This window comes from Flavobacterium plurextorum (assembly GCF_024638035.1).
Lineage (GTDB): Bacteria > Bacteroidota > Bacteroidia > Flavobacteriales > Flavobacteriaceae > Flavobacterium > Flavobacterium plurextorum.
Genome location: NZ_CP100442.1, coordinates 2,068,885 through 2,084,726 on the forward strand (window position 1 = coordinate 2,068,885; position 15,842 = coordinate 2,084,726).

The window sequence follows — 15,842 nt, forward strand, 5'->3', positions numbered from 1 at the left end:
TATTATGGCTGAAAAACATTTTGTCGTGCAGGGTGCAACTTGTGAATGTAAATTTAGTGTTGAACCCAAAACCGACAAGTTAAAAGTTAAAACACATTCTAAACATTATGCAAATGATAAAGATGGAGAGGAAAAACTTATTGGAACGGACAAAGAAATTGGTCAGACATTAGAAAAAAATACTTTCGGAAAATGTAAAATGCAGCCCAACGGAAGCGGTGATTATCTGCCATGTCAAGCTTCGATTACAAAGTGGAGTGGTTTTTATGAAAAAGTGACTTTATCTAATCAAGGTAAAATATTACTTGAAGACAGTAAAGCCACTTGTCCTATAGGAGGTCCTGATTGTATCACAATTAAAGATCACGGACAAGTTGCAGAGGTTTCTGAAAAAAATGTAGAAAATACAGACAGTGAAGTAAACGCTCAGATATTCCCCGGAATAGATCTGGGTGATATAAACAGCTCTAAAGGTATTTTGAACATTCCTAACAATTAATACTATCTTTATAAATGTCAAATAAATTTAAAGTAATACCAAAAGGATTAACTGCTAAAGAAAAATACGATTCTGTTAATAATAATTTACTTCTAAAAGAAGGACGAGATTTTTTTGTAACAATCAAGGAACTTGAAATTTTAGTAAAGAACAAACCTGTTACACCTGCAAAAATAAAAGAATTATCTGACAAGGAATTTCAAGCACTTCCCGATTCTGAAAAGAAGTTGTATATTGAAAAGGTAAGAAAGTATAATAGTGACCTGGAAGCATACCATAAAAAGGAAAAAGACTACAAAACAAAACTAAAACCTTATGAAAACCTTAACTGGGCGTGGCGTCTTGCCGGGCTTAAGTTAAATCCTGATGAAATAACACACAATGAAAGTTTCTCTAAAGGGATACAGGAAATTATTTTAGCAGGACAAAAAAAAGTGACATTTCCAAAACTATTAGAAGGAGGAGGTATCGCTTGGCTCGAAGTTTGGCCAGAAGGGCAAAAAGCCACAGCAAAAATTGGTACGGGTTTATGTGTGCAAGCTGACGGAATTCCAGGAATTGTAAGAACAAAATGGACAGATTTTGACTACAATCCTTTAGACGATGTAACTGTTGGCTTTATGTCTGAAGTTATTTTGCATGTATATACAACCGGAATGTACGGTCAGGATATAGAAGTACACCTAATTGATCGAGATCTTTTTGATCCAAATAATGAACTTGAGATTTCGGATTCTGCTAACCCAGTTGCAGACAAAAAATTTTTTATACGTCAGGTAGATATTCTTAAAATAAAAGAAATTGATGAAGAAGGCAAAGGTGTAACCGATGTTCTGGTAAAAGCAGAACAGAGCGATCCCGGTAAGACAATAGAGTCAGAAAAATATGTGCAAAAAATTGAAATACAGGTATTAATTGAAAAAGGATGGAAAGATACAGATGGCGATAATTTAAAAATTTTTCCGGCAATTAAATCACTTAAAACAGGAGAGTATTTTAAAGATTTTCCAAGAAATTACCTGAATGTAGGCAGTACAAGTCAAGCAAGACAGGTAGTTGCCGAAATCACCAATAAGGCAGTAATGGTTGGAGCGATAGAAACAAATGTGGCTAATTTTTTGCCTTGTCGATTTGATACAGTAAAGCTAGATGATACTGTAGTGTTTGATTCTGGAAATATCTACCATCGAGGCAAAAACACACTAGACATAGAAGTGATTGCAGGAAAAAAAGAGCTTCATCTCATAGATTTTGCCTTTCGTACCAAAGAATGCGAACATAAGCCGGAAAAGCATACTAATAAAGAGCTTACTATTATTAGTGTGCCACCAAACTTCCAGTTAAACATTGGTCCTGGTGCAGACGCTAAACATCCCGCCAAAGAAAAAAAATCAATCGAAGCAAAAACAACATCGAGCGATAAAATTACCTATTTAAAAGGAGTAAAAACAACTACAGGAAAAGAACACAAACAAGAAACTGGAACAATAGCAGTAACCCAGCAACAGATTCAGTTTGATGCTTTTTTTAATTATGATGTTGATATAAGCAGCATATCGAGATACGTTAAAATAGCAAAATATTTTTGGTTAGGCTCTTCTTTTACAAAAAGCAACGCTATTTTGAGGTTTAAGGCACAGGCAAATACCTGCGCATTTCAGAAGAATATAAATATTGCTATTTACCCGGATATAAAATGGAGTGTTGCTTTTGGTTTTAATGTCAAACAAGGTCAATTAGCAACGCTTTTACCAAATTGGGATCAGAAAAAAGTTGTTGATCGCTATACATGGGATGGTAACAATTTTGAAAAACTTAAAAGTAAATTAGACTCTGACATTAATGAAGCCGATAAACAGAAAATAAAAGATAAACTAGAACGTTTAGAAAAACAAAATAAAACAAATGACGGGATAAATGATAAAGTCCTTGATGTTACAGCTAAAAGTTATGATGTAGATCTTAAAGAAGAAAAAAGAAGGCAGGAAGAAAAAAAAGAAAAAGAAAAAAACAAACCCCAAAAAGGAAAGCTCTCTACTTTGGTAGAAATCATGAAAGATGTAGAAATATCTGTAAAAGCACAGATTTACGGTGATACCAAACTAGAACTAACCCGCGATTTTATTGAAAATACTGCTGCACTGGCAAAGCAGTACAAAGATTTATACGAAAAAATAAAATGGGCAATGGCAGTATTAGAAGGTAAGTACGATACTCCAAAAAACCAAACAGATGGGGATGCCAAAATTAAAGAGCTGTTAAAAGAATCTAACAGGTCGAAGATAAAAGGTCTTCAAGAGGCTCTTACAAAATCTACACAAGAAGTAGAAATACTTTTTCCTAAATTCTCTATTGGGGCAAACTGGCAATTTGAGAAAGTAGACGGTTCAAAATATCCCGAATATGAAGGTCGATCTGGATTAGGATATGCTGTTGCTTTTGCAGCAGATCCTCTCATAGGAATAGAAATAAAATGGCATATTCTTGACTTGCTTTGCCGCAAGCATCCTATTGCATATGCTGTATTGGCAGCTGTAAAAGCACTTATGGCCGCATTGGGTGACAACCCAAATGGTATAGTGGTAGATTTTTGGGTAAAAGGACAAATTAGTACCGATATTAATTTCTCTGGAAACGCGCTAGCAGGCGATAAAAAAGTAACCGCCAAAGGTGATGTTCATATTACAACTGGAGTAGAAATATCAATAACAATTGAAGGAAAAATAACATCTGGTCAATATACTGCCGCTGCAAAACTTGGTGTAGGTGCCAAAGGAGAAGTCGGTTTGGGAATAATAGGCAATCTCGGAATTGATGATAAAGGTATCTGGATGCAATCTAGTTTAGTTTTTGATGGTATTAAATTGACTTTTGAAGCTGTTGCAGGAGCCAGAGTAATAAAGAAAAGAATTAAAGATGATGGAACTGTTGAAGAAGTAGAAATGGTAGGAGGAGAATCAAAAATAGAAATAGAGGTAACAATGTTAGACGGAACTTTAGAATCAAATAAATTTTATTTAAATTAAAATCATGAATAAATACATTATCAAAGTAACAATATTTGCAAACCTATTATTAACTTTAAACAGCTGTGCTCAAAGCACTAAAAAACCAGAAAATATGAGTACTGAATATATTAATAAAGTAAAAAACATATACAAAGAAGTAAAAAAATATGATTATAATCCTATTTATCAATTGCGCTATGAAAAATTCAGTTGTCCATTGGAACTTTATGTAAATGATGTATTCGTAATTTATTTATCTGGAAGTGGTAAATCTGCTGGAGAACAACACATTGAGATACCACAATATATTCTTAAAAGCGGTATCCAAACCATTCGTTTTAAAATTTATCCTCTTATGGATCAAAATAAAAAAATGGGAAATTTTGTATCTAAAGATGTTAAATTAAAACTACGAGTAGTTTATGGAGATTATGAAAAAGAACTTAAAAATGGAGCTAAAAATTTCAAAGAAGTCCTTAGTTTCGAACTACCACAAATAGATCATGATCTTCCCTTTATAGAGTTTAAAAGAGAGTTTACAGCCACTGTGCCTTATGAACTTGAAGGATGGAGTAAAGGTGTTGATCTAGGCGATGAAGACCCTGAAAAATTAGAAAAGGAAGTTAAAGAAAGAATAAAAGAAATTGCAGACTTGTATCAAAATAAAAATATCGAAGGATTAGCTAAAGAACAATATAATAGATCTAAAGAAATTGAACAATCTTTTTACATGAACAAAAAAGAAAAATCAGAAGAATTAATAAATGAATTACAAGAAGGTCTCAATGAATCAATAAAAACAGAGGTTCTCGAAGGTAAGTTAAAAATAATGGCTAATGGTAAATTAGTAACAATCTTAGTCAATGACGGACCTTTTAAAAACGAATCAACTATTCGTAGTAAAATAGAAGGTGGTTACTCTGATTTTTTTCCTCATTACTTCTATCGTCCTCGTCTAGGTGCCAAATTAGAAGTTATTAGATAAAATAATGAAATTAAATTATAAAGTTTTCTGGTTTTTAAGTGTAGTCGTATTGTTGCAAAACAGCTACGCACAAATCGCTAAAAGACCAGAAAACATGAGTACCGAATTCAGAGACAAAATAAAAAACAATTATAAAAACGTAAAATCATACGATTATAATCCTGTTTACCAAGTGCGTTACGAAAATTATAATTGTCCGATGGAACTTTATATTAATGATGTATTAGTTGTTTATTTAGCGGGAGCTGGTAAATCTGCAGGAGAACAAATTGTACAAGTTCCTCAATATATACTTAAAAGTGGTTTACAAACTGTTAGAGTAAAAATTTATCCTCTATTAGATAAAAATAAAAACTTTCAAAAATTTGTTTCTCGAGATGCAGAATTAAAAATTAGAATAACGCATCAAGATTATGAAAGAGAAAAAACTAATGAGTGCAAACAAGTTTTTAAAGCAGAATTACCTAAAATAAAAAATGATCTTCCTTTTATAGAATTAGAAAGAGAATTTACAGCTACAGTACCGTATGAATTGGAAGGATGGAGTAAAGGAGTTGATTTGAGTGTAGAAAAACCGGAAGAGCTAGAAAAAGAAGTTAATGAAAGACTAAAAGAAATTGCAGTTTTATATCGAAATAAAGATATTGGGGGCTTAGCTAAAGAACATTATAACAGAGTAAGAGAATTTGATCAGGCATATTATTTTAACACCAAAGAAAATTCAGCATCATGGGAAAGTGAAATACAAGAAGCTCTAAATGAATCTAAAGGTATTGAAGTACTTAGTGGCAAAATGAAATTAATGGCAAATGGCAAACTTGTTACGATACTAATAAACGATGGTCTTTTTAAAAATAAATCAATTATTCGAAGTGATGTTGGTGATTATTATGATTTTTACCCTCAGTACTTCTATCGTCCTAGCCAAGGAGCAAAGCTTGAAGTTATTAGATAAAATAAGTATGATGCAATTAAATTATAAGTTTTTGTGGTTTTTGGGTTTAGTGCTTATACTGCAAAACAGCTTTGCACAAAACGCTAAAAAACTAGAAAATAAGAGTACTGAATACAGAGATAAAATAAAAAATAATTATAAAAATGTAAAGTCATACGACTACAATCCAACTTATCAAATACGTTACGATAAATTTAATTGTCCTATAGAGTTTTATATAAATGATATACTTGTTTTTTATTTACCTGATAGTGGTAAATCAGCAGGCGAACAGCATATTGACATCCCTGAATACATACTAAAATCTGGATTGCAAACTATTAGGATTAAAATTTATCCCTTATTAGATAAAAATAATAATTTCGAGAAATTTGTATCTAAAGATGTAAAACTAAAAATGAAGATTGTTTATAGTGATTTTAGAAGAGAATTAAACGATTGGGCAAATTTCAAAGAAGTATTAAAATTCGAATTATCAAAATTAGATCACGATATCCCTTTTATAGAACTTGGAAGAGAATTCACAGCTACGGTACCTTATGAACTTGAAGGATGGAGTAAAGGTGTTGATTTAAGTGAAGAAGACCCAGGGAAATTAGAAAAGGAAGTTAAGGAAAGACTAAACGAAATTGCTGGTTTATATCGTAATAAAGATATTGAAGGCATAGCAAGAGAACAAGTAAAAAGATCAATAGAATTAGCCCAGGCATATTATTTTAACACAAAAGAGAAAACAGCAACATGGGAAAGTGAATTACAAGACGCTCTAAATGAATCTAAAGGTATTGAAGTACTTAGTGGTAAAATGAAACTAATGGCTAATGGTAAATTAGTTACAATACTTGTAAATGATGGTCCATTTAGATGTGAATCTATAATCCGTAGTGACGTAGGTGATTCCTATGATTTTTATCCTCAATATTTCTATCGACCTAAGGAAGGAGCTAAACTAGAAGTAATACGTTAGAATATGAGAGAAGCATTTATATCCATAAAAAATTTAAAATGAAATTCAAACAATTAATATTAACAATATTTCTTACGCTCACAATTATAAGCTGTAATTCACAAAATAAAGAAACATATTGGGAAATAACCAATATTTATAGAGAAGATAAAGAAGAATTTAAAGGTTTGACAGGTTACTATATGCAAGAAATACTTGATAATAACTTTCATTTTATAAAAAAAAATGACAATCTCTATTTTGAATTACCTGAAAAATTTAATGTAAATCTCAAAGATTTTAAAAGTCTGGAACAAATAAAAATAAAAACTCGCAATTTGCTTAACATGTATGATTTTGTTTTTAGTGGTCAAACATTCAAAATAAAGTTTAAAGATGAGGCAACCTTTTCAAATTCAAAAAACACTATTATTGAATTTAGTCAGATTTCAAAAGAGAAATTTGAAAATGATATCAAGGAGGAGCTTGCCTATGCAGAAGAAGTAAAACAAAAAATAAATACTTTAAAAAGTGATTTAGTTTTAAAATCTCAGATAAAATTAAATGAAATCGTAAAACTCCCACTTAAAAAAGATACAATACAAAATGACAAAGGACAAAACATTGTATTGAAAATTCCTCAATACACTAAATTAAAAGAATCTGGCGATATAAAAAACCAGGTGTTTGATGCTATAAAAATTGGAACTTTTAAGGATTATTCTAAAATTTATGATTTTATAGACCCAGAAAATGATTACGGATTAAGTCAGCTCACAGTTTGGGTTTCTACTGATCAAGCAAATTTTGATATTGAGGACTATGTAAATGAAAATACAAATAATGTTATTCTAAAAAAAGAAAACAATTATATTGTTGGATATCAGATTAGTTATGATTTTAACACTGAGAAAGCAGTTGCAAACTCCTTATTTTGTCTAAAATATTATAAAATAGATAAATCTCATGTGTTTATTTACTCTGACATATATTTATATGAAAATGGCAAGATTATTCCTGTCGAAAAAGTAAATAAAATTTTGAATTTCAATCATTTAATATCTCAAAACATTATAATTGAAAATAAATGATTACGTATTATTATATATCCAGATCGCTCCGATATTTAGACAACGATAGCGCAGATTTGTAATCTGGGCACGCAAAGAGAATCAGAATCAGATAAAACCAAAAAAAGCTTTAGATTTCTCTGAAGCTTTTGCCTCGCTCCTCGAAGAGTTCTTACGAAAGGCTGTGTGAATGTCTCTGACTTCGCACCCGCAATCTAAATCAAATTCTAGTGTTAACAACAAAAAAGCTCCAGATTTCTCTGAAGCTTTACTTAGTAGTTCGCCGCGGCGAAGGCTCGAACCTGTGTCCGCCGCGGCGGATATGAGCTTGACTAGCTGTTAAAATTTTGAATAAAAAAAAACACCATCTTTTTCAAGTGGTGTTTTTCTTAGTAGCGGGAAGCATTCAATTATCTAACCATTTTATTGAAGATTACTATATAATTATTGCACTTGCATCTTAAAAATATACATAGGATAATCTTTAACTTTTTTGGATATCTTTTATAGATAAAAATAGTTAAAAAGGCGCTTATAAAGCGCCTTCATCAGCAAAGGAGTAGTAGGATTCGGAAGTTATAATTAATGAATCCAGTAAGGTGATGTCAAGGAGCCTTCCTGCTTCTTTTACTTTTCGAGTTATCTGTTTATCGGCTTCAGAGGCTGTTAGGTTTCCTGAAGGATGATTGTGGATCATCATCAAAGATGTGGCATTTGCCTTAAGAGCTGCTGAGAATATTAATCTAAGATCTACAACAGTTCCTGCAATTCCTCCAGAAGAAATTTCGTAAATACCAAGTGCTTTATGAGCGTGATTCAAAAGCAATACTTTGAACTGCTCGAAGAATTCTATTTTATTATAATCCCAAGCTGAAAGCATTAGTATATATGCATCTTTTGAAGATTTGATTTGTGGTCTTTCAGAGTTTTTTACTTTTGTTTTGTAGATCAGTTCAATTTCAGATACAGTCTGCCAGTTTTGATTTAAAGTTTCCATAGTTTCTATATTTTATATTAATTATGGAACATTCGCTGGGAATCGCTCAGCAAGCGCAAAAAGCAACGCAATAAAGCAGGAATTTTTTCCTGCATTTATGGGGGAATTTTTTGCTAGCGCCCGCAGGTGATTCCCGAACTTTGTGACGAAATTAAATAAGATTAAGAAGAATAAAGAGCCGTTTGATTACCTAATTTTAATAGTGAAAGATCACTATACTATGAGTGAAGAAAAATTAAACTCTTCGATGATTAAAATATAAAACTTTGAAGGGAATTGATAATTGCACGATCTATCAAAATTCAGCTTATTTTATTACTCTTCTTTTGTCTTTATACTCATTTTGAGATTGATCTTAATTTATTATTTTAGTAGTTAAATTGCATAAGTATGAGATGGGAAGCCAAAATTATTACTCATAAAAAAGAAAAAAGAATTGCAGTGTATTTTGAAAAAAATGCCGAATTAATAGTTCGAATAAAAAAGCTAACAGGTTCTCGCTGGAGTCAAACTTTGGGAGTTTGGCACCTTCCTGATACGGTTGAAAATAGAGAGCGATTTCATTTGGCACCTCCCTCTTATTCCTTACCATCAGAAGACGGCATTGAGCAAATCGAAAAATTCAAACAAATACTGCGTTCCAAACGTTACAGCGAAAACACTGTTACGACTTACAGCGAAGCCCTGAAATCTTTTTTGGTTTTCTACCGGGAGAAAGCGGTTGCCGAAATTACGAACGAAGATGTGATTGTATATAATAACGAGTATATCTTAAAGAATAATCTTTCGGCTTCTTACCAAAACCAAATCGTTAATGCTATTAAATTGTTTTTTCAAACCATTCGAGAAACCAAGATGATAGTGGATAAAATTCATCGTCCCAAAAATGCCAAAACCCTACCTAATGTTTTGAGCAAAGAGGAAGTCAAATTGATTTTGAATGCCCATAGTAACATCAAACACAAAATGATGCTTTCGCTGATATACAGTTGTGGCTTGCGCTGTGGTGAATTATTAGCGCTTAGACCTGTTCATATCGATTCTAAAAGAAATATTGTATTGCTTAAAAACTCCAAAGGGAAAAAAGACAGAATTACACCTTTATCTCCTAAAATTTTAGAAATGCTTCGGGAATACTATGTCTTATTTAAACCCACAACCTATTTGTTTGAAGGTGCAAATCCTGGTGAGCCCTATTCAGAAAAAAGTTTGCAAAGTGTATTAAAACAAGCACTCAAAAAAATTGGCATAACAAAACCTGTAACTTTACATTGGTTGCGCCATAGTTTCGCTACACATTTACTTGAAAGCGGAACTGATTTAAGGTATATTCAAGAACTATTAGGCCATCAAAGCAGTAAGACCACCGAAATTTACACCCATGTTAGTACGAAAAGTATTCAACAAATAAAAAGTCCGTTTGATGATTTATGAAATAAAAATCCTATTTTTGAAAAGAAATAATACTGACAATTGTCAGACATAGCGACCCAATTTGGGGTAGATAAGTCGGACGTAGTCAGACATATATACAAGTTAGCAGAGATTTTGAAAGAAACCCGTAGAAATGAAGTATACAATATTGTTTTTAATAGTTTTTATATCTTGTGACAATCCGAGAAAAAATCAAAATATGATTCCTAAAAAAAAGATTTCTAAAGAAAATGTTCTTAAGGATATTTCAATTTTGAGAAAATGTGGATTCTTTGAAGATTTAAAAAAGCTTAATGATGAAGAAGTATTTGAAAAATTACATTTGAATAGAATTGAGAAGTATTCCAAAATATTTGAAAAAAAATACGACCCAGGAATGGAATTGGACGAATTTGATTTAGCTTGTCTAGATGAGCGAAAAATGATTTATTTAGATTTAGAAGCTGATGTTTGTGCTGAAAACAATGTATATACAAACGTAATTGAAATGTTTTCAAATCTATCAAATGGCTCATTCAAACCTCAAAACATTACTGAAAAATGGCAAAGTCCTTCCGGACCAATTACAATTGAATTTAAACTAGATGATGAAATTATAAAGTTCAATCCCAAATATTCTGAAGATTGGTTAGACTCAAAAGTATTTGAAATTTGTCAAGAAAAAACAAAAGCAAAAAATACTAGAATAGTTGAATGTCTTGGCGAAAGCAGATATGGATACGGTCAAAATATTGCTTTTATGAGAATAACCGAAACTGAACAAAAAATTTTAAAAGACAATTACAAATATAAATTCCGTGAATAAAACCTCTGCTAACACACGCTACAAGCAATTTGGGCATTTGGCACAATGGGAAAATTGGTTTGTATTTGGAAGATTTGGCAAATCCGAAAGATAACGCTTCCTTAATCCCAAACTGCTTGTAGCGCGAGAACGTTGTGCGTCAGTGTAAAAAGCCAACGCTCGGTCAAGCACATTTGGTTTTTGCCAACACATATAGCCAACGCTCAAAAAACCAAAAGAGCTTGCCCTTACCCACCGCTGAAAAAAAACGACATTACGTCAAAAGTTTATATATTTGCACCTGATGCTAATTAATATGAATAAAAAAGCAATTAACAGACTGAAAGTTGTTTTGGTAGAACAAGGTAAGACCAATAAATGGCTTGCCGAAAAACTCGACAAAAACGAAACGACTGTTTCAAGATGGTGCACGAATGAAGTGCAACCGTCTTTAGAAACCTTAATTCAAATTAGCGAACTACTTCACATTGACGTGAAAGAATTGATAATATCTAACAAAGAGAATATATAATGGCGACAGAAAAGGAACTACTTGCTGAAATAGAGGCACTAAAAAAGAAATTGGAAGTTGCCAACAACCGAATTAAAACCGAGAAATACGGAATTACTTGGTTGGACGTGCCAGAAGCATTTGAGGAAGAAAGCGAAAACCAACTTCCTATTTTGACAGAAGTAAAAGAAAAAACCATAAAAAATGAGGATGGAAAGCCAACCCACATTTTAATTGAAGGCGACAATTATCATTCTCTTACTTGCTTAAACTACACACACAAAGGCAAAATTGACCTAATCTATATTGACCCACCTTACAACACAGGAAAGGACGGATTCACATATAAAGACAAAAGGATAATCGACAAATTTCCTGATGGAACTACTGTACCAAAAGACTCACCATTACGTCACAGCTATTGGCTTTCTTTTATGTACAAAAGATTGGATTTAGCAAAAGACCTACTCAAAGACACAGGAAAAATAGTTATAAGTATTGACGACAATGAAGTAGCTAATCTTGTCTTGCTTTGTGCAAAAGTATTTGGAAGTTATAATCAAGTAGCGGTTTTGCCTACGATAATGAATTTAAAGGGTAATCAAGACGAATTTGCATTTGCAGGTACTCACGAATACACAGTTATTTTTGCAAAGGATATTTCAAAATGCAAATTCAATCAATTTGATTTAGATGATTCTGAATTAGAAAAATGGGATGAAGATGATATTGGACACTTTAAAAAAGGTGCACCAATGAGAGCGACAGGTGAAGAAGATAAAAGAGAAGATAGAGCAGAAATGTTTTATCCAATTTTCATAAAAAATGAAGAAGCCTTTATTTTAACTGAACAGGAACATTCAAAACTGTACGATAAAGAAACTAAAACATTTGATGATGATTTTTTAAAAAAGGTAATAGCCAAATACGAACAAGAGGGATTTGAAACAGTTTTACCATTTTCAGGAAGTGAATATGGTAGATGGCGTTGGGGATTTTCAGAAAAAAATAGAAGGAGACTAAAAACTGATGTAATAATAAGTCGTACTAAAAATGGCATTTCGTTATACAAAAAACAACGACCTGATTTAAACGAACTACCAACAAAAAAACCAAAATCGCTCTTTTACAAACCAGAATATTCAAGTGGTAATGGAACAGCACAATTAAAGAATATTTTAGGTTACAAAGCTTTTAAAAATCCGAAACCAATTGATTTAATCATTGATTTAATTCAATTATCAACAGACAAAAAATCAATTGTTTTGGACTTCTTTGCAGGTTCAGGTACAACACTGCACGCTTGTTTAGAACTGAATAAACAGGGGCATACTATCCAAAATATTATTTGCACAAATGATGAAGGTAATATTTGTTCAGAGGTTACATATCCAAGAATCAAGAGAGTAATTGAGGGATATACCGATTTAAAGAAAAACAAAATAGAAGCTCTTGGAAACTCGTTAAAGTTCTACAAAACCGATTTTGTTGGTTCAAATAGCATTCTTTCAGCCACTGATGAAGATAAATCTTTATTGGCTCACAAAGCAGGCTATTTGCTTGCCATTGCAGAAAGCACATTAGAAGAAATAGAATTAAGCAATTGCTTTCAACTCTTTGAAAACGATAAAAAAGTAACAGCAATATATTTCAAAGAAGAAATGACAGAAATGGAGACTTTTTTAGAAAAAGTTGAAAACATAGAAAAACCAATCAATTTGTATCTTTTTAGTTGGGGCAACAAAAGTGAGTTTGAGGCATTGTTCGACCATTTGGAACACATTACCATTAAAACTATTCCACAGCCTATTTTAGAGATTTACAAAAAGATTTACAACATAGTTACAGTATGAGCAGATTTAATCCCTTAAACTTTCAGCAGAAAGCCATAGATAAATTGGTTTCCACTTTCACGAAATTGTGGGGCAACGCAGAACCGCAAAGACTTTTAGCGTTCAAATCACCAACAGGAAGTGGAAAAACATTTATGGTTGCCAATTTTGTGCATAGCCTAAACGGTATGCCAACTTGGGATTATGATAAAGCCTTTATTTGGATTACGTTTTCGGAAGATTTGGCAATGCAAAGCAAAGATAAATTTCACGAGTATTTTGATACCAATCTTGAAAATGGTTTGCTTACGGTAAACGATTTTAAACAAGGTAAACTCTATAAAAATGATATTCTTTTTATCAATTGGCAAAAGTTGGTCGCTTCTAAAAAAGAAAGCAGATTATTAAGACGACCAGACGAAGAAGAATTTCTAAAAGAGCAAGGTTACTATTTTGAGGACTTGATAGAAAACACACATAAAGAAGGTAGAGAATTTGTTTTAATCATAGACGAAAGTCACAAAAACCGTGATACGAATTTAGCGCAGGATGTTATTGATATTATATATCCAAAAGTAATTCTCAATGTTTCCGCAACACCAAAATACATACCTAATAGAGATGAAGAAGATGAAGGACTTGCAGGGTATGTAAGCGTAAAACGTGAAGAAGTAGTTGAAGAAGGATTAATCAAAGAAAAAATCGCAGTTCAAACCGAAGAAGATTTAGCAAAATATCCAAACAAAGATTTAGACGAGTTGCTTTTAGATTTGGCAATTGAACGTCAACAGGAACTCAAAGCAGAATACAAAAAATTAGGCAAAGACATAAATCCATTGATTTTAATCCAATTGCCAAATGACGATAGTCGTTTGAAAGAAGCAGGACAAAAAACCAAAGAGGAAATAGTTTTAGATTACCTTCAAAAAAAGAAAATCAACATAGACCGAAATGTTGCTTTATGGTTTGACGGCAAGCAAAAAAATATGGACTTCATTACGCATAATGAAAGTGATGTGGGTTTTATGCTTTTCAAACAAGCCGCAGGAACAGGATGGGATTGTCCGAGAGCACATATTTTGGTGATGTTCAGAGAGATTAATTCTGCTTCCTTTTATGTTCAAACAATTGGTAGAATATTACGAATGGCAGAACCAAATCGTAAAGACGATTACAAAAACAATCCGAATTTAAGAACAGGATATTTATACACCAACTACAAGCGTAATGATGTAGAAATCCCAGACCAAGGAACTAAAAACAAACCATTTATCTATACTTCAAAACGCAAGGAAGATTTAGAAAATATTGAAGGTTTATATTCAGACTTTGTTTCTCGTGTAGATTATGGCGATTTAGGTCACGCAGTAAAATTTCAAATGGGTTTCTTAAAATCATTTGACAATTATTTTGGTTTTGATGAGCAAGACCACCCAGCCATTATGCGAGAAAAAATTCAAGCAAAAGGCATTGATATAAACCCAAAATTAACCAATAAATTGATTGTTGATGCAGAGTTTACAGACTATGATAAGCTCAATTTAGACTTTGCCAAAAAAGGACACGAAGAAGATTACGAAATTTCAAGAAATGATGTTGAGAAATTATTCAATTGGTATTGCTTTCAACTTCTTTCAGAACAAACAGAAACAGAAGCAAAAGTTTCAAACGTTTCTCGTTCTTGGTCGCCTTTAAAATCGGCATTCAGAGTTTGGTTTAAAAGCATATTTGACCAAGACAGCAATTTGTACTACCGTATTCTAATCAATGATTTAAACAAGGAGCAATCAAGTATTTTCAGACAAGCCTTAACTAAAACTTTGAAAGACTATTATCCTGTAAAAAAGGAATATCTTGAAAAGCGGAAAAAGGAAATAGAAAAACGAGAAGCACCACTTTTTGAGATAAAAGAAGAATACACTTTTACAGAAGATTATGCAGAACTTACTGCACAAGAAGGAACTTCTGCATTAAGTGCAATCCAACCTTTCTACTTGAAAAAAGAATACAAAGGACGTGAGAACGAACTCAAATTCTTAAACTATCTTGAACAGAAAAATGACAAGTTAGATTGGTGGTTTAAAAATGGAGATTCAGGAAAAGAGTTTTATAGCTTGAAATATTACAACACAGCGAAAAAAGAAGAAGCACTTTTCTACCCTGATTGGATTTTGAAATTCAAAGACGGTAGAATTGGAATATTTGACACCAAAAGCGGACAGACAGCTCAAAATCCAGAAGGACGTGCTGAAGGACTTGCCAACAAACTGAAAGAATTAAATGAAAGCGGTGGAAAATATGTTGGCGGTCTTGTAGTATTGGAGAATAACCAATGGTATTATTTCAATAATGAAAAGTATTTGTTAGAACCGACAGTAAACGGAGTTGAAGAACCACAAGCGGAATACAGAGTGAAATTCGACTACGATTATACACCAGGGAAATTGACAGAAAATTGGAAACCATTTAATGAACTGTTTGACTAATGCCAACGCTAAAAGCCATACACATTTGCAATTCGCACCAGCCCAAGCGAAAGCCAAAAATTGCAAAAGAGTATGTCTTTTCCAACGCTGACAAAAATACGTGCAAACGAATGAAAATCAAGACGAAAGAAGAACACCGAACGCACAACAGCACCTACACGCAAGTGGGGGTTCAGTGCTTCTATGAAAGTGAAGTGCTAAATCCAAGTTCTGTACTTTTACTGAAGTTCAGAGCTAAAAATCCCCACCTGCGTGTAGGTGCAAACCGTTATAGCCAATGGTAGGACGACAGACACAGCAAAATGACCACACATTTCAAAGGAGAGAATGCCGAA

General features: G+C 32.5%; 12 protein-coding genes. 11 read left to right on the forward strand and 1 reads right to left on the reverse strand.

Annotation, left to right across the window (positions count from 1 at the left end; translation table 11 throughout):
* Positions 1–4: 4 nt before the first annotated feature.
* Genes NLG42_RS09205 through NLG42_RS09230 form a run of 6 tightly spaced genes read left to right on the forward strand, consistent with a single transcriptional unit; the run spans position 5 to position 7,484 of the window.
* Complete coding sequence (locus tag NLG42_RS09205; RefSeq protein ID WP_257683556.1) at positions 5–499, forward strand: DUF4280 domain-containing protein; 495 nt, start codon at positions 5–7, stop codon at positions 497–499.
* Between the two features lie 14 nt (positions 500–513).
* Positions 514–3,525, forward strand: a complete 3,012-nt coding sequence (locus tag NLG42_RS09210; RefSeq protein WP_257683557.1) for a hypothetical protein — start codon at positions 514–516, stop codon at positions 3,523–3,525.
* A gap of 4 nt (positions 3,526–3,529) precedes the next feature.
* Complete coding sequence (locus NLG42_RS09215; RefSeq protein ID WP_257683558.1) at positions 3,530–4,492, forward strand: hypothetical protein; 963 nt, start codon at positions 3,530–3,532, stop codon at positions 4,490–4,492.
* Positions 4,493–4,496: 4 nt separating this feature from the next.
* Complete coding sequence (locus NLG42_RS09220; RefSeq protein WP_257683559.1) at positions 4,497–5,447, forward strand: hypothetical protein; 951 nt, start codon at positions 4,497–4,499, stop codon at positions 5,445–5,447.
* Positions 5,448–5,454: 7 nt separating this feature from the next.
* The gene (locus tag NLG42_RS09225; RefSeq protein WP_257683560.1) at positions 5,455–6,414 is read left to right on the forward strand and encodes a hypothetical protein; all 960 of its coding nucleotides are present in this window, start codon (positions 5,455–5,457) and stop codon (positions 6,412–6,414) included.
* 38 nt (positions 6,415–6,452) lie between these two features.
* The gene (locus NLG42_RS09230; protein WP_257683561.1) at positions 6,453–7,484 is read left to right on the forward strand and encodes a hypothetical protein; all 1,032 of its coding nucleotides are present in this window, start codon (positions 6,453–6,455) and stop codon (positions 7,482–7,484) included.
* 511 nt (positions 7,485–7,995) lie between these two features.
* Here NLG42_RS09230 and NLG42_RS09235 read toward each other — a convergent pair.
* A complete protein-coding gene (locus NLG42_RS09235) occupies positions 7,996–8,460 on the reverse strand; it encodes a JAB domain-containing protein (RefSeq protein ID WP_035685144.1) in 465 nt (154 codons plus the stop codon).
* 390 nt (positions 8,461–8,850) lie between these two features.
* Between NLG42_RS09235 and NLG42_RS09240 the strand changes: the two genes are divergently transcribed.
* The 5 genes from NLG42_RS09240 (at position 8,851) to NLG42_RS09260 (ending at position 15,507) form a co-directional block, all read left to right on the forward strand.
* The gene (locus NLG42_RS09240; protein ID WP_035685141.1) at positions 8,851–9,894 is read left to right on the forward strand and encodes a tyrosine-type recombinase/integrase; all 1,044 of its coding nucleotides are present in this window, start codon (positions 8,851–8,853) and stop codon (positions 9,892–9,894) included.
* Between the two features lie 199 nt (positions 9,895–10,093).
* Positions 10,094–10,699, forward strand: a complete 606-nt coding sequence (locus tag NLG42_RS09245) for a hypothetical protein (protein WP_257683562.1) — start codon at positions 10,094–10,096, stop codon at positions 10,697–10,699.
* Between the two features lie 283 nt (positions 10,700–10,982).
* A complete protein-coding gene (locus NLG42_RS09250) occupies positions 10,983–11,210 on the forward strand; it encodes a helix-turn-helix transcriptional regulator (protein WP_257683563.1) in 228 nt (75 codons plus the stop codon).
* Positions 11,210–13,042 (forward strand): site-specific DNA-methyltransferase, encoded by a 1,833-nt coding sequence (locus NLG42_RS09255; protein ID WP_257683564.1) that lies wholly within the window; start codon positions 11,210–11,212, stop codon positions 13,040–13,042. Before NLG42_RS09250 ends, NLG42_RS09255 begins: the two co-directional genes overlap by 1 nt.
* Positions 13,039–15,507 (forward strand): DEAD/DEAH box helicase, encoded by a 2,469-nt coding sequence (locus NLG42_RS09260; RefSeq protein ID WP_257683565.1) that lies wholly within the window; start codon positions 13,039–13,041, stop codon positions 15,505–15,507. Before NLG42_RS09255 ends, NLG42_RS09260 begins: the two co-directional genes overlap by 4 nt.
* Positions 15,508–15,842 lie beyond the last annotated feature (335 nt).

What these genes read in the sequence shown, in the direction of transcription:
- NLG42_RS09205 (WP_257683556.1), top strand. Translation starts at nt 5, where the DNA reads ATGGCTGAAAAACATTTTGTCGTGCAGGGTGCAACTTGTGAATGTAAA.
- NLG42_RS09210 (WP_257683557.1), top strand. Translation starts at nt 514, where the DNA reads ATGTCAAATAAATTTAAAGTAATACCAAAAGGATTAACTGCTAAAGAA.
- NLG42_RS09215 (WP_257683558.1), top strand. Translation starts at nt 3,530, where the DNA reads ATGAATAAATACATTATCAAAGTAACAATATTTGCAAACCTATTATTA.
- NLG42_RS09220 (WP_257683559.1), top strand. Translation starts at nt 4,497, where the DNA reads ATGAAATTAAATTATAAAGTTTTCTGGTTTTTAAGTGTAGTCGTATTG.
- NLG42_RS09225 (WP_257683560.1), top strand. Translation starts at nt 5,455, where the DNA reads ATGATGCAATTAAATTATAAGTTTTTGTGGTTTTTGGGTTTAGTGCTT.
- NLG42_RS09230 (WP_257683561.1), top strand. Translation starts at nt 6,453, where the DNA reads ATGAAATTCAAACAATTAATATTAACAATATTTCTTACGCTCACAATT.
- NLG42_RS09235 (WP_035685144.1), bottom strand. Translation starts at nt 8,460, where the DNA reads ATGGAAACTTTAAATCAAAACTGGCAGACTGTATCTGAAATTGAACTG.
- NLG42_RS09240 (WP_035685141.1), top strand. Translation starts at nt 8,851, where the DNA reads ATGAGATGGGAAGCCAAAATTATTACTCATAAAAAAGAAAAAAGAATT.
- NLG42_RS09245 (WP_257683562.1), top strand. Translation starts at nt 10,094, where the DNA reads ATGATTCCTAAAAAAAAGATTTCTAAAGAAAATGTTCTTAAGGATATT.
- NLG42_RS09250 (WP_257683563.1), top strand. Translation starts at nt 10,983, where the DNA reads ATGCTAATTAATATGAATAAAAAAGCAATTAACAGACTGAAAGTTGTT.
- NLG42_RS09255 (WP_257683564.1), top strand. Translation starts at nt 11,210, where the DNA reads ATGGCGACAGAAAAGGAACTACTTGCTGAAATAGAGGCACTAAAAAAG.
- NLG42_RS09260 (WP_257683565.1), top strand. Translation starts at nt 13,039, where the DNA reads ATGAGCAGATTTAATCCCTTAAACTTTCAGCAGAAAGCCATAGATAAA.